The organism is Micromonospora sp. NPDC047707 (genome assembly GCF_040704235.1).
GTDB lineage: Bacteria > Actinomycetota > Actinomycetes > Mycobacteriales > Micromonosporaceae > Micromonospora.
Window position 1 is genome coordinate 28,917 of sequence record NZ_JBEYSU010000010.1, and the last position, 14,479, is coordinate 43,395.

12 protein-coding genes are annotated in these 14,479 nt (G+C 74.4%); 4 read left to right on the forward strand and 8 right to left on the reverse strand.

Annotation, left to right across the window (positions count from 1 at the left end; translation table 11 throughout):
• Positions 1-63: 63 nt before the first annotated feature.
• The 3 genes from AB0873_RS13830 to AB0873_RS13840 all read right to left on the reverse strand — a co-directional run bounded on the left by AB0873_RS13830 (position 64) and on the right by AB0873_RS13840 (position 4,088).
• Entirely contained in the window at positions 64-351 is a 288-nt protein-coding gene (locus tag AB0873_RS13830; protein ID WP_366600042.1) for a hypothetical protein, read from the reverse strand.
• A 157-nt stretch (positions 352-508) separates the two neighbouring features.
• A complete protein-coding gene (locus AB0873_RS13835) occupies positions 509-3,019 on the reverse strand; it encodes a bifunctional FO biosynthesis protein CofGH (RefSeq protein ID WP_366600043.1) in 2,511 nt (836 codons plus the stop codon).
• 172 nt (positions 3,020-3,191) lie between these two features.
• Positions 3,192-4,088, reverse strand: a complete 897-nt coding sequence (locus AB0873_RS13840) for a hypothetical protein (protein ID WP_366600044.1) — start codon at positions 4,086-4,088, stop codon at positions 3,192-3,194.
• Between the two features lie 100 nt (positions 4,089-4,188).
• Between AB0873_RS13840 and cofD the strand changes: the two genes are divergently transcribed.
• Both cofD and AB0873_RS13850 read left to right on the forward strand, forming a co-directional pair.
• Entirely contained in the window at positions 4,189-5,136 is a 948-nt protein-coding gene (gene cofD / locus AB0873_RS13845) for a 2-phospho-L-lactate transferase (protein ID WP_366600045.1), read from the forward strand.
• On the forward strand, positions 5,133-6,221 hold the full coding sequence (locus AB0873_RS13850; protein ID WP_366600046.1) for a coenzyme F420-0:L-glutamate ligase: 1,089 nt from the start codon (positions 5,133-5,135) through the stop codon (positions 6,219-6,221). Before cofD ends, AB0873_RS13850 begins: the two co-directional genes overlap by 4 nt.
• 25 nt (positions 6,222-6,246) lie before the next feature.
• Here the strand turns inward: AB0873_RS13850 and AB0873_RS13855 are convergent, their stop codons facing one another.
• The gene (locus AB0873_RS13855; protein WP_366600047.1) at positions 6,247-7,242 is read right to left on the reverse strand and encodes a helix-turn-helix domain-containing protein; all 996 of its coding nucleotides are present in this window, start codon (positions 7,240-7,242) and stop codon (positions 6,247-6,249) included.
• Positions 7,243-7,553: 311 nt separating this feature from the next.
• Positions 7,554-8,588 carry a hypothetical protein gene (locus AB0873_RS13860; protein WP_366600048.1) on the reverse strand — a complete coding sequence of 345 codons (1,035 nt, stop codon included), beginning with the start codon at positions 8,586-8,588 and terminating at the stop codon, positions 7,554-7,556.
• 66 nt (positions 8,589-8,654) lie between these two features.
• Here AB0873_RS13860 and AB0873_RS13865 point away from each other — a divergent pair, with 66 nt between their 5' ends.
• A complete protein-coding gene (locus AB0873_RS13865) occupies positions 8,655-9,254 on the forward strand; it encodes an NUDIX domain-containing protein (protein ID WP_366600049.1) in 600 nt (199 codons plus the stop codon).
• Here the strand turns inward: AB0873_RS13865 and AB0873_RS13870 are convergent.
• The gene (locus AB0873_RS13870) at positions 9,223-10,314 is read right to left on the reverse strand and encodes a sugar phosphate nucleotidyltransferase (RefSeq protein WP_366600050.1); all 1,092 of its coding nucleotides are present in this window, start codon (positions 10,312-10,314) and stop codon (positions 9,223-9,225) included. The genes AB0873_RS13865 and AB0873_RS13870 overlap by 32 nt on opposite strands.
• Before the next feature lie 61 nt (positions 10,315-10,375).
• Positions 10,376-11,521 (reverse strand): glycosyltransferase family 1 protein, encoded by a 1,146-nt coding sequence (locus AB0873_RS13875; RefSeq protein ID WP_366600051.1) that lies wholly within the window; start codon positions 11,519-11,521, stop codon positions 10,376-10,378.
• 191 nt (positions 11,522-11,712) lie between these two features.
• Here AB0873_RS13875 and AB0873_RS13880 point away from each other — a divergent pair, with 191 nt between their 5' ends.
• Complete coding sequence (locus AB0873_RS13880; protein WP_366600053.1) at positions 11,713-12,399, forward strand: TIGR03089 family protein; 687 nt, start codon at positions 11,713-11,715, stop codon at positions 12,397-12,399.
• Between the two features lie 6 nt (positions 12,400-12,405).
• On the opposite strand, the gene AB0873_RS13885 is transcribed toward AB0873_RS13880, so the two are convergent.
• Positions 12,406-14,454 (reverse strand): acetoacetate--CoA ligase, encoded by a 2,049-nt coding sequence (locus tag AB0873_RS13885; protein ID WP_366600054.1) that lies wholly within the window; start codon positions 14,452-14,454, stop codon positions 12,406-12,408.
• Positions 14,455-14,479: the final 25 nt, after the last annotated feature.

Genomic DNA, 14,479 nt, shown 5'->3' on the forward strand with positions numbered 1-14,479 from the left:
AGCCCGCGCCCGGCCGGGACGTGCCGAACGGCCGTGCGGCGGCTCAGCGCCACGGGGTACGGCTCAGCGCCGTGCGGCGCGCCGCAGCCGGTCCGCCAGGCCGCGGTCGCGTACCTCGATGCGGGACGTGCCGACGAAGACGTCCATGGTGCCGGTGGCGGCGTCGCGCAGGTGGACGACGATCGGGTCGTCCGCGTTCGCCGCGGCACCCGGCGCGTTCTCTGCCGCGGACAGACCCGGCACGGTGAGCGCGGCGGCGCCGAGCGTGGCGCTCGCGGCCGCGGTCAACGTCTGCCGGCGGGTCAGTCGCGGCCAGGGCCGCTTCGGCTGATCGAGCTGATCGCTGGGCATGGGCAACCTTTCCGGCGGCGGGGCGGTGCGCCCGCGGTGACGGACGCGGGGCCCGGCCGGCGGTGCCCGCCCCGCGGAGGGGGTCGCCGGCGGCGGTCCTCGCCGTAACCGCCGCCGGCACGCTCTGGTACGGCCGGCGGCGGGGAAAGGTTCGAAACTACGAGGAGACGTGACCGTACGCGGTGGTCCGCTTGCGCGCCGGCCGCCCGGCAGCCGCCGCGATCGCGATCAACTGTTCCTCGGTACGCGCCGAACCGTTGCCGGAGCCGGCCATCCGGGAGATGGTCTCCTCCATCAGGGTGCCGCCCAGGTCGTTGCAGCCGCTGCGGAGCATCTCGGCCGTGCCCTCGTCCCCCAGCTTGACCCACGAGCACTGGATGTTGTCGATGCGCCCGTGCAGGAGCAGGCGGGACATCGCGTGCACCACCCGGTTCTCCCGCCACGTCGGCCCCGGGCGGGCGATGCCGGCGAGGTAGATCGGGGCGTTGGTGTGCACGAACGGCAGCGCCACGAACTCGGTGAACCCGCCGGTGCGGTCCTGCACCCCGGCCAGCACCCGGAAGTGCGCGAGCCACTGGGCCGGGTGGTCGACGTGCCCGTACATCATCGTGGAGCTGGACCGGATGCCCAGCTCGTGGGCCGTGCCCACCACCTCGACCCAGGCGGCGGCCGGCAGCTTGCCCTTGGTGAGCACCCAGCGCACGTCGTCGTCGAGGATCTCGGCGGCGGTGCCGGGAATGGTGTCGAGCCCGGCCTCCCGCAGCCCGGTCAGCCACTCGCGGACGGACACGCCCGCCTTCGCCGCGGCGGTGACGATCTCCATCGGGGAGAAGGCGTGCACGTGCATGCCGGGCACCCGCGCCTTGATCGCGCGCACCAGGTCGGCGTAGACGGTCACCGGCAGCTTCGGGTCGATGCCGCCCTGGAGGCAGACCTCGCTGGCGCCGGCCGACCACGCCTCCTCGGCCCGGTCGGCGACCTGGTCCACCGAGAGCCGGTACGCGTCGGCGTCGCGCTCCCGCTGGGCGAAGGCACAGAACCGGCACCCCACGTAGCAGACGTTGCTGAAGTTGATGTTGCGGTTGACCACGTACGTCACGTCGTCGCCGACGGTGTCGCGGCGGACGTCGTCGGCGATCCGGCACAGCTCGGCCAACGCCGGACCGTCGGCGGCGAACAGCGCCAGGGCCGCCTCCGCGTGCCGGGGCTCCAGCAGCACCGCCGGATCGGCGGCGGCGAGCCGCAGGCCGGCCCGCAGGTCGTGGTCGCCGGAGCCGGTCGTCGCGCCGGCGCTCACCTTGCCGGCCACCGCCGACCAGTCGCCGTAGACGTGGTCGAAGTCGCCGCGCCGGTCCGCCGTACGGCCGGTCGTGTCGATGGTGGCGTGCAGGTCCGTCCGCCCGCCGTACGTCTCGTCCGGCTCCTGCCACGGCCGGCCCACCGGCCGGGCCTCCTCCACCGCGAGACCGGTGGCCGGGTCGGCCAGGGCGTCGACGTGCGGCAGCAGGCGCGGGTCGAGCCACGGGTCGCCGGCCCGGACGTACTCCGGGTAGATGGTCAACCGCTCCCGCAGCGTGAAGCCGGCCTTCTCGGTGTGCCGGGCCAGCTCGTCGATCTGCGGCCAGGGACGCTCCGGGTTCACATGGTCCGGGGTCAGCGGGGACACGCCACCCCAGTCGTCGATGCCGGCGCGCAGCAGCAGGTCGTACTCGCCGGCGATGAGGTTCGGCGGGGCCTGGATGCGGGCCTTCGGGCCGAGCAGCACCCGGGCCACCGCGACGGTGGCGGCGAGATCGTGCAGCTCCGCGTCCGGCATCCCGCGCATCGCCGTGTCCGGCTTCGCGCGGAAGTTCTGCACGATCACCTCCTGGAGGTGGCCGTACTCCCGGTGCGCGCGGCGGATCGCGAACAGCGCGTCGACCCGCTCGGCCGGCGTCTCGCCGATGCCGATGAGGAGACCGGTGGTGAACGGCACGTTCACCCGGCCGGCGTCGTCGAGCACGCGCAGCCGGACGGCGGGCTCCTTGTCCGGCGAGCCGTAGTGCGGGCCGCCCGGCTCCGCCCACAGGCGGGTGGCCGTCGTCTCCAGCATCATCCCCATGCTCGGCGCGACCGGCTTGAGCCGTTGCAGCTCGGACCAGGTCAGCACGCCGGGGTTGAGGTGCGGCAACAGGCCGGTCTCCTCCAGCACGGCCACCGCGCAGGAGCGCAGGTAGTCGAGCGTGGAGTCGTACCCGCGCTCGTCCAGCCACTGCCGGGCCGCCGGCCAGCGCTCCTCCGGCCGGTCGCCGAGGGTGAACAGCGCCTCCTTGCAGCCCAGCTCCGCGCCCTGCCGGGCGATCGCCAGGACCTCCTCGCGGTCGAGGAACGCCGCCGGGAGCCGGTGCGGCACGGTGGCGAAGGTGCAGTAGTGGCACCGGTCCCGGCACAGCCGGGTGAGCGGGATGAAGACCTTCTTCGAGTACGTGACGACGCCCGGCCGCCCCGCCTCGCGCAGCCCGGCGTCGCGGATCGCCCCGGCGACCCGCAGCAGTTCGTCCAGCGCGTCGCCCCGCGCGCCGAGCAGCGCGGTGGCCTCGTCGGCGTCGAGCGCCCGGCCGGACGCGGCCCGGCGCAGTGCCCGCCGCACGCTCGCGTCGGTGGGCCCCGGCTCCGTGCGATCAACCATCCGCTCAGCGTAGGCGGTCGGCACGGAGGCTCGCTCGACCCGATCCGCGCGGTGGCAAACCCCACGCGTCCCCGCCCCCGGCGCCTCCACCGCGTTGATCAAGAGGTTTTCGGTGCGGTGCGGGTGCTACCGGGACGAAAACCTCTTGATCACCGCTCGACTGCGGGGCCGTTCACTCGTCGGCGGGGTTGATGCGCTGCGTGCGGTGGGACTCGTCGTGCGGCGGCGCCGGAGGTTCGGCCGGCTGGCGGGGGATCGCCTGGGTGGGATCGGCCGAGGGCGGCTGCCCGAACGGGGGCCCGGCCGGCGGGGCCGGGTGGGGCGCCGGGTTCGCCGGCGGGGCCGGGTGGGGCGCCGGGTTCGCCGGCGGGGCCGGGGGCGGTGCGGCCGGGAACTGCGGGGCCGGCTGGCCGTACGGGGCGCCGTACTGCGTCGGGGCCGTCCAGCCGCCGGACTGGCCGGTGCCGGGCCAGCCCGGCTGGCCGAGCTGGCCAGGGTGGCCGGGCTGGCCAGGGTGGCCGCCGGGGTGGCCGCCGGGCCACCCGGACTGCGGCTTGCCGTAGACGCCCGGCTGCGGCTTGGGCTTCGGCACGTGGTAGAGCGTGCGCCAGATCCGGTACCCGGCGTACCCGGCGGTCACCAGGAGGGCCAGCCCGGCCAGCCGGGCCAGCACGCCGAGGAAGGCGTCCGTCACCTCACCCTCGGCGAGACGACCGAACGACCAGATCAGGAAGGTCAGCCCGCCGAGGGCGGTGCTGACCGCGTACTCCCCGACCGCCACCTGGGTGATCAGTTTCGCCCTGGGCAGGACCGGCCGCAGGTGCGTGGCGAGCAGCACCGCCAGCAGGGGCAGGACCACCGCCTCGATCCCGGCGAAGGCGAAGAACGCGCTGCCCGCGCGCCCGGTGAAGGTGCCGTACCCGGTCGGCGTCAGCAGTCGGACCAGGCCGACGAACAGGAAGACGGCGTTCGCGCCGAGGAGCACGAACGCGGCCGGTTCACGCAGCGGCCGGGTCAGCTGGCTGGCCGGCGTCGGATCGGTCGACGCCGGCTCGGCGGGGCTGGTCAAGAAGTCCCCCTTCGGGGCGGAAGCGGACAGATGCCGACGTGAGCCTAGTCTCCCGGATGGGCGGGGCCCCGGAGGCGGCGCGTACGCGAGGATGGTCGACATGCGCATCGTGGTTCTGACCGGCGGCATCGGCGGCGCCCGGTTCCTGCTCGGCGTCCGGGCGTACGCCCGGGAGGTCGGCGCCGAGGTGACCGCCGTGGTGAACGTGGGCGACGACCTCTATCTGCACGGGCTCAAGGTCTGCCCCGACCTGGACAGCGTCATGTACACGCTGGGCGGAGGCGCCGATCCCGAGCGCGGCTGGGGCCGCGTCGGCGAGAGCTGGACGGTGAAGGAGGAACTGGCCGCGTACGGGGCGGAGCCCACCTGGTTCGGCCTCGGCGACAAGGACGTCGCCACGCACCTGGTCCGCACCACGATGATCGACGGCGGGTACCCGTTGCACCAGGTCACCGCGGCGCTGGCCAGCCGCTGGGAGCCCGGCGTGCGCCTGCTGCCGGCCACCGACGACCGCCTGGAGACCCACGTCGTCGTGGACGTGGACGGCGGCCAGCGGGCCATCCACTTCCAGGAGTGGTGGATCCGGTACCGGGCGGACCTGCCCACGCACCGGTTCGTCTTCGTCGGTGCGGAGACCGCGAAGCCGGCCCCCGGGGTGAGCGAGGCGATCGCCGGCGCCGACGTGGTGCTGATCGCGCCCAGCAATCCGGTGGTGAGCATCGCGCCGATCCTCGCCGTGCCCGGGCTGCGGGAAGCGGTCAACGACGGTCCCGCCCCGGTGGTCGGCGTGTCGCCGATCATCGGCGCCGCCCCGGTGCGCGGGATGGCCGACCGTTGCCTGGCCGTCCTCGGCGTCGAGTGCAGCGCGGCCGGCGTCGGCCGGCTCTACGGCGGACGCCCGGACGGCGGCCTGCTCGACGGCTGGCTGGTCGCGCCGGAGGACGCGGAGACGACGGTGCCGGGAGTGACCGTCCGCGCGGTGCCGCTGCGGATGACCGACGAGGCGGCGACGGCGGCCATGGTCCGCGCCGCGGTGGAGTTGACGTGAGGCTGGAGATCCTGCCGGTGCTCGGCATCGGCCACGTGTCCGAGGGCGACGACCTGGCCGCCATGATCACGACCGCCGCGCCCTGGCTGCGCGACGGGGACGTGCTGGTGGTGACCAGCAAGATCGTCTCGAAGGCGGAGGGGCGCCTTGTCGACGTCCCGGCGGACGGTCCGGAGCGGCTCGCCGCCCGGGCCGACGTCCTGGCCGCGGAGACCGCACGGGTGGTCGCCACCCGGGGCGCGACGCGCATCGTGCAGACGCACCACGGCTTCGTCATGGCCTCGGCCGGCATCGACGCCTCCAACGTGGACAAGACCCGGCTGGTGCTGCTGCCGGTCGACCCGGACGCGTCGGCCCGGCTGCTCCGCGCCGCGCTCCGCGAGCGGTACGACCTGGACGTGGCGGTGATCATCAGCGACACGATGGGGCGGCCCTGGCGCAACGGGCTCACCGACGTGGCGCTCGGTGTGGCCGGGATGGACGCCATCCGGGACCACCGGGGCGAGGTCGACCCGTACGGCAACGAACTCGAACTCACCGAGATGGCGGTGGTCGACGAACTGGCCGGCGCCGGCGAGCTGATCAAGGGCAAGTGTGACCAGGTGCCGGTGGCGGTGGTCCGCGGCTACCTGACCACCGCCCGTGCGGACGACGGCGCCGGCGCGAAGGCGCTGGTCCGGGACTCCTCGCTCGACCTGTTCTCGCTCGGCACCGCCGAGGCCCGGACCGCGGGGCTGACCGACGCCGCCGGCCTCACCGACGGCACCGCCACCGCGCCGCCCGACCCGGCCGCGGTCGACCGGGCGATCGCCGCGGTGGCCCACGCGGTCATGCCCGGCACGGTCTTCACCCACGTCACCGATCCGGAGGTACGCGGACGGCTCGTCGCCACCGTTCCCGACTGGCCCGCCGGGGCCACGACGCTGGTGCTCGGCTCCCCGGCGACCCCGGTCGATCCCTTCGGTCTGGTGCGGTTCGGGGCGGACGTGCACCGCCTCCGCGCCGCCCTGGCCGCCGAGGGCCTCCGATCGACCCTCCTGCCACCCCCACCCGGCACCCCCGCGACAGCAGCCCTGGCGCTCTGACCCGCGCCCGCACCCGTGGGGCCGGTCAGGCGTTCAGGACCGCGCGGCCCAGCGGGGTGATGGTGTGCAGGACGGTGTTTCGGTCGCGCTGGCTCACCAGCAGGCCGGCGTTGCGGAGCACGGTCGCGTGCTGGCTCGCGGCGGCGGCCGAGATGTCCAGGCGGCGGGCCACCTCCCCGGTGGTGCAGCCGTCGGTGCTCGCCTCGAGCACCGCGGCCCGGGTACGCCCGAGCAGCGCCGCCAAGGCGTCTCGCCCGGCGGCCGGCACGCCGTCCCCACCGCCGGCCGGTGCGAGCCCGCCCAGCCGGTCGACCGGATAGACCAGCACCGGCGGCAGCGCCGGGTCGAGCAGCGCCACCGGCGTACGCGCACAGAAGAACGACGGCACCAGCAGCAGCCCCCGGCCCTCGAGGTGCAGTTCCCGGCTGTGCGGGTAGTCGCGGACCTCCAGCACGCCCGACGCCCACCGCATCGCGGGGCGCAGGCTGGCGAGCAACCCCTCCACGCCGCCGTCGAGCAGGGCCCGGGCCCGCCGGTTGCGGTCGGCCTCCACCGCGGCCTGGATCCGCGGCCAGTACGGGCTGATCGCCAGGTCGCGGTACTGCTCCATGGACCGGGTCAGCTGCGCGAGCACCTCGGTCTCGCCCCGCGCCAGCGCGGACGCCGAGGCCGGCAGAGGGTTGGCGCCGGCGAGCAGGGCGACGTCCCGCCGGAGCATGGGCGCGGGAGTGCTGCGAACCGCGTCGAGCCCGGCGTCGAAGCCCGACACGCTCTCGTACGGGGTCAGGAAGTCGGGGAAGTAGCCGCGCGGCGGGTTGAGGGCGAAGAGCAGCCGCATCTGGTCGGCGGCGGTGTCCTGGCTGAGCCGTCGGGTGACACTGCGCCGCCAGGTCGACATGAGCGGGTCACGGCTGCGGCCCTGGAGCAGATGCAGGCTCAGGACCAGTTCCCAGAGCGGGTCCGGTGCCGGCGCCACCCGGGTGCGGAGAATGTCCTCTCCGGTGAAGTAGATCCTCAGCATGGGCACTCCCCTGCCGGCGGCGGAGGGGGCACCGACGGCTTTTCGCACTCTACCTGGGCGGCAGTTATCACCACCTTTAAGCCTGGACTGAAAATCCTCGACGCCTCCCCGGCGGGTTGGGCATGCTTCCACTGCCCGGGCACGACACGCCGCACGGCGGGGTGGCCGGGCAACCCGGGGGCCGGGGACCGATCGGCGACCGGGTGGCACCACGAGGGTCTGCGGGCCGAACGTCCGCAGAGGTGCCGCCCGGCCGCCGACTTGTTCGCGGCCACCGCCCGGCCGCCGACTTGTTCGCGGCCACCGCCCGGTCAGCCTGCCCAGAGCGCGACCCGGTGGTCCTCGTCCGTGACGTAGAAGCAGCTCCCGTCCAGCTCCGCGAGCCCCTCCACATGGTGGAACGGCGCCAGGTCCGCGACCAGTTCACCGGTGACCAGGTGGCCCGCACCCGGCAGGCGGAAGCGGACGTGCCGGGAGGTGACGTCACCGCCGGCCGGGTGGTCCTCCAGCAGCACCGATCCCTTGCCGAGCGCGTCGATCGAACCGATCACGGCCGCGTACCCACCGTCGGCGGTGGGCGCGACCGCCCGGAACCCGGTCAGCGCGCCGGGCGGAGTCACGCCGGTGAGGACGTACGCGCCGAGGGCCTCCGGCCAGACCGGCGCGGCGTCGAACATGCCCGGCACCCCGGCCAGCTCGACGAGGATCGGCTCGCCGGCGGCGGTGACCGGGAACCGCAGCCCGAGCAGCGCCGTACCGGCCGGGGTGAACGCGACGGCCTCCACGTTCAGCGGCAGGTCGTCGGGGACCAGCCGGTCGACCCAGCCCTTGGACCGGGCGGTGCCCCGGGCCACGGTCTCGCCGATGAACCGGGACCGGACCCGCTCCCCCGACGGGAGCGGGGTGAACGGCGCCTTGAGCAGGGCGTCGTTGACCGCCCGGTGGACCCGGAACCGGTTGCGCACCACCTGCACCGGCAGCCGGCCACCCACCGCGTCGTCCTCCCGGAACCGGGCCACGAACGCCCGGCGCGGGCGCAGCGGACCGGCCTTGGAACCGAAGTGCGAGCCGAAGACGTACACCCAGCCGTCGTGGTGGGCGAGGGCCTCGCCGTCCTCGGTGCGGCCGTTCTCCGGCCCGGCGTCGGCGGCCACGTGGTGCGCCGTCCAGGTGCCGTCGTCGAGTTCGAGGAGCAGAGCCAGGCAGTGCTCGACCGGGCCCTCGTCGAGGACGGTCCAGAAGCCGCGCCGGGCGCCGTGCGCCCGCAGCAGGGCCGTGGAGTGCACGGGGAGCAGGTCGCTGGCCTCGTTACCGGCCACCACGAACTCCAGGAGTCGCAACGTCACCGCGCCAGCGTACGAAGACCCCGCACGTAAGGTGTCCAGGTGCCCGCGGATGACAGGAAGGGCCCCTTGTTAACGCCTGACGTAGTAAAAGGGTCCCTTCCTAACACGGAGCTGCACGCCGACGCCGTCGCTGTGCTGCGCGGCTGGACACCCACCTCGGCCGCCGCCGCGGACGCCCGGGACCGCACCCTCGACCTGCTGGCCGCCGGGCCGGTCGCGATGAGCCGCGAACACCGGGGCGGGCACGTCACGGCGAGCGCGCTCGTGCTGGACGCCACCGGCGAGCGGGTGCTGCTCTGCCTGCACGGCAAGTTCCACCGGTGGGTGCAGCTCGGTGGGCACTGCGAGCCCGGCGACCGTACGCTGGCCGCCGCCGCCCTGCGCGAGGCGACCGAGGAGTCCGGACTGGCCGGTCTGCGGATCGACCCGGTGCCGATCGACGTGGACGTCCACCCGGTCGGCTGTCAGGGCGGCTCGTTCCACCACGACGTACGCTTCGCCGTCCTCGCGCCGCCCGGCGCGCAGGCCCGGGTCAGCGAGGAGTCCGAGGACCTGGGCTGGTTCCCGCCGGACCGGCTGCCGGAGCCGCTGGCCGGCGGGACCACCCAGTTGATCGCGCCCGCGCTGGCGGCACTCAGACGAGCCCCTCTTCGCCCCGTTCCTTGAGCTCGTCGACGATCTTCTTGACGTCCTGGGCCCGGTCGCGCGGGCACACCAGCAGCGCGTCCGGGGTGTCGACCACGATCAGGTCGCGCACCCCGACGGTGGCGACGAGGCGACCGGAGTACGGAACGACCACCAGGTTCGCGCTGTCCCGCAGGAGAACACCCGGCTTCGCGTCACCGCCGAGCACGACGTTGCCGTCCTGGTCGGCCGGCAGCACCTCGCCGAGCGTGTGGAAGTCGCCGACGTCGTTCCACCCGAAGTCGCCGGGCACGGTCGCCACCTTGCCGGCCGTCGCCGCGCCCTCCATCACCGCGTAGTCCACCGAGATCTTCGGCAGCGTCGGCCAGACCGTGCCCAGCACGTCGTCCTGGTCCTCGGTGCCCCACGCCCCGGCGATCGCGGCGATGCCCGCGTGCAGGGCCGGCTGCTGGCGGGCCAGCTCGGCGAGGAAGACGTCGACCCGCCAGACGAACATGCTGGCGTTCCAGAGGTGCCGCCCGGACCGCAGGTACGCCTCGGCCACGTCGGCGCTCGGCTTCTCCTTGAACTCGGCCACCGGCCGCAGCGGCCCGTCACCGGCCGGCGCCCCGGTCTCCAGGTAGCCGTAGCCGGTCTCCGCGCGGGTGGGGGTGATCCCCACCGTCATCAGCAGCCCCTGCTCGGCGCCGCGGACCGCCTGGCGGACGGTCTCCCGCCACCGCTCCGGGTCGCCGATCAGGTGGTCGGCCGCGAACGACCCCATCACCGCCGTCGGCTCCCGCCGCGCGATCACCGCGGCGGCCAAAGCGATCGCCGCGCACGAGTCCCGCGGCGACGGTTCGACCAGGATGTTCTCCTCCGGCAGCACGGACAACTGACGCGCCACCGCGGTGACGTGCGCCGCCCCCGTCACCACGAGCGTGCGCTCCGGCGTGGTCAACGGACCGAGCCGATCCACGGTCGCCTGGAGCAGCGACGCGGCGGTGCCGGTGAGCGGGTGGAGGAACTTCGGGTGCCCGGCGCGGGACAGCGGCCACAGCCTGGTGCCGCTGCCTCCCGCCGGGATGACGGCGTAAATCACCGGGACATCATGCCCGACGCCGCAAGCGGGCGCCGGGCGGTCACCCCCACGGAACCCGCGCTCACGCCCGCGCCCGGGACCAGGCCGCGATGTGCACCTCGGCGCTGGACTCCCAGGTGAACTCCTTGGCCCGGTCGAAGCCGGCCTTCGCGAGCGACAGCCGGCGCGGCTCGTCGTCGAGCAGCGCGGCCAGGTCGGTCGCGATCTGGTCCGGCGCCTCGCTGGTGTACGCGACCGCGTCGCCACCCACCTCCGGCAGCGAGAGCCGGGGGGTGGTGAGCACCGGCGCGGCGCACGCCATCGCCTCCAGGATCGGCAGCCCGAAGCCCTCGCCGTACGACGGGTAGGCCGCGACGAGCGCCCCGCCGAGGAAGCCCGGCAGGTCGGCGTACCGCAGGTAGCCGGGGCGGAGCAGCCGCAGGTGCGACGGAACCTCGGCCACCGCGCGGTCGATGTCGTCGTCGTGGCCCTGACCGCCGGCGATCACCAGGGCGGGCGGGTTCTTTCGGTCGGCGACGGCGCGGGCCCAACCCCGGATCAGGTTGGGGACGTTCTTGCGGGGCTCCTTCGCCCCGAGGAAGGCGATGTAGCTCTGGCTGCCGAGCCCCAGCCGGGCCCGGACCCGGGCCTTCTCCTCCTCGCCCGGCGCGTGGAACGCGGCGTGGTCCACACCGTGGTACGCGACGTCGATGCGGGTCGGGTCGGCGTCCAGCAGCCGGATCAGCTCGTCCCGGGTGGCCTTGCTCGGCACGATCACCCGGTCGGCCCGGCGCAGCGAGGTCTTGATCGCGCTGCGGAAGAAGGTGCGGCGACTCTTGTCGTAGTGCTCCGGCTCGGTGAAGAACGTCGCGTCGTGCACGGTCACCGTGACCGGACAACCGGCACGCAGCGGGCAGGTGTAGAAGGGCGAGTGCAGCACCTGCGCGCCGACCTGCTGGGCGAGCAGCGGCAGGCCGGTCTGCTCCCAGGCGAGCCGGGCGGGGCGGTGCGCGACGGCGGCCGGCGCCGGGATGATCTCCGCGCCGGGCAGCATGCGGGTGTAGCGCTCGAGATCGGTGCGGAGACTGACCACCGCCAGGTCCACGCCCGACCCGCACACCTTGCCGAGCGCACCGAGCAGGCCGTCGACGTATCTACCGACGCCGCCGCGGTCGGCGGGGACACTCGTGGCGTCGATGAGCACGCGGGGCGGTCGGCCGGCGGTCACGGGGCGACTCCTTGAAACTGGCGGGCCTGTGGGGAACAACACTCCGGGGGCAAGCCTACGCCGGGCCCCCCGGTGGGCAATGACTGCGACCCGACGGTACGCCGACCTGGAGAGTGTCGGGTAGCCGCACGCCGGCAGTCTCTCGGTCGTCGCCATCTTCTACGGCCGGCGGGGGCGTATCGTTCGCGCCGATGGCCGACAACATTGCCCGGGTGTTCGCCGCCGCGACCGCGCCCGACCCGACCCGACCGCTGCTGACCTGGTACGACGACGCGACCGGTGAACGGACCGAGCTCTCCGGAGCGACCTGCGCGAACTGGGTGGCCAAGACGGCGAACCTGCTCGTCGACGGGCTGGGCCTCGGGCCCGGCGACACGGCCGCGGTGCTGCTGCCGCCGCACTGGCAGACCGCCGCCGTCCTGCTCGGCACCTGGTCGGCCGGCCTGGGCGTGGCCGGGGATCCGGGCGACGTGGACGTCCTCTTCGTCGCCGCCGGCCGGCTGGCCGAGGCGGACGCGTGGTCCGCCGGCGACCGCTACGTCCTCGCCCTGGACCCGTTCGCCCTGCCGATGCGGCAGGTCCCGCCAGGCTTCGCCGACTTCGTGTCCGAGGTACGCGTGCACGGCGACCACTTCACCCCGTACGCCGCCGGCGGGGAGGAGCCGGTGGAGCGCGCGCGGCGACGCGCGGACGAACTCGGCATCGCCCGCGACGACCGCGTCCTGATCGACACGGGGGCGTACCCCGATCCGGTCGACTGGCTGCTCGCCCCGCTGGCGGCCGGCGCCAGCACGGTCCTCTGCGCCAACCTCGACCCCGCCCGCGTCGAGTCCCGCGCCGCGGCGGAGCAGGTCACCCGCACCGTCGGCCGGACCTGAGCCTGGTCAGGCCGGGGTGGACTGGTCGTGCTCGGCGCGGCGTTGGGTCGCCAGGGCGGCGAACGCCGTCAGGGACTCCGGGTTCGCCAGGGCGCCCTTCGCGGCGGCGCTGTCGACCGGGGTACCCGTGAGGATCTTCTTGACCGGGATCTCCAGCTTCTTCGCCGACAGGGTGCGCGGGACGGCCCGGACCTGGTGGATCTCGTCGGGCACGTGCCGGGGCGACAGGGCGGTACGCAGCTCGCGGCAGATCTTCGCGCGAAGCGCGTCGTCCAGGTCGAGCCCCTCCGCGAGCACCACGAAGAGCAGCAGTTCGCCGGCGCCACCCTCGTCGTCCTCCAGGTGGACGACGACCGAGTCGACGACCTCGTCCAGCCCCTCCACCACCGAGTAGAACTCGGCGGTGCCGAGGCGGACGCCGCCCCGGTTCAGGGTGGCGTCGGAGCGGCCGGTGATCACGCAGCCGCCGCGCTCGTTGATCGTGATCCAGTCGCCGTGCCGCCAGACCCCGGGGTAGACGTCGAAGTACGCCTCGCGGTAGCGGCTGCCGTCGGGGTCGTTCCAGAAACCCACCGGCATGCTCGGCATCGGCTCGGTGATGACCAGCTCACCCAACTCCCCGATGACCGGGGTGCCGTCGCCCGAGCGGGCCTCCACCTTCGCCCCGAGCGCCCGGCAGGCGATCTCGCCCGCGTACACCGGCAGCAGCGGCACGCCGCCGACGAAGCCGGTGCAGACGTCGGTGCCGCCGGAGAGCGACTGGAGCTGGAGGTGGTCGCCGACGTGCTCGTACACCCAGGTGAAGCCCTCGGCGGGCAGCGGCGCACCGGTCGAGCCGAGGCCGCGCAGCGCGGACAGGTCGGCGATCTCCTTCGGGGCCAGCCCGGCCTTGCGGCAGGCCAGCAGGAACGGGGCCGAGGTGCCGAGGTACGTGGTGCCGGTGTCCGCCGCGAGTCGCCACAGCGCCCCGAGGTCGGGGTGGCCGGGGTTGCCGTCGAAGAGCACGATCGCCGCGCCCACCGCCGGCCCGGACACCAGGAAGTTCCACATCATCCAGCCGGTCGTGGTGAACCAGAAGAACCGGTCGGTCGGGCCGAGGTCGTGGTGCAGCGCGAGCATCTTCAGGTGCTCCAGCAGGATGCCCCCGTGGCCGTGCACGATCGGCTTGGGCAGGCCGGTGGTGCCGGAGGAGTAGAGCACGTACAGCGGGTGGTCGAACGGCACCGGCGTGAAGGTCAGCGGCTCGTCGGTCTCGGCGGCCAGGTCCGCCCAGGTGAGCGCGCCCTCGGGCGCGGTCGTCATCCGGTCCGCAGCGCCGTCCAGCGGCGCGGAGGCCGCATCATGGCCGTCTGCGCCGGCCGGATTCAGGTACGCGATGCCGACGGTGTGCCGCAGTGACGGCAGCGCGGCGCGGATGGCGGCCACCTCGGCGCGCCGGTCCACCGGCTTGTCGCCGTAGCGGTAGCCGTCCACGGCGACCAGGACCTTCGGCTCGATCTGCTGCCAGCGGTCGGTGACGCTGCGGGTGCCGAACTCGGGCGCGCACGAGGAGAAGACGGCGCCGAGGCTGGCGGTGGCCAGCAGCAGCACGTACGTCTCGGGGATGTTCGGCGCGTACGCGGCCACCCGGTCGCCGGCGCCGACGCCGAGCCGGCGCAGCCCGGCGGCGACCCGGCGGACCTGCTCCCGCAGCCCGGCGGCGGTGAGCGTGGCGGGCGACCGGGTCTGCCCGTGCGCGATCACCACCGGGTCGTCGTCCGCGCGGCCGGGCATGCGCAGCACGTTCTCGGCGTAGTTGAGGGTGGCGTCGGGGAACCAGCGCGCGCCGGGCATGCCCCGGTCGGCGAGCGTGGCGCTGGGCGGGGTGTGTGCCACCACCTCGAAGTGGTCCCAGATCGACTGCCAGAAGGCGGGCAGGTCGGTGACCGACCACTGCCACAGCGCGTCGTAGTCGGCGAAGTCGAGCCCCCGGTGCTCGCGCAGCCAGCGCAGGTAGTTCCCGATCCGGGACCGCTCACGGACGTCCGCCGGCGGCGTCCACAGCACGTCACCCACTGATCCACCCTCCCTCGGGCCCCGG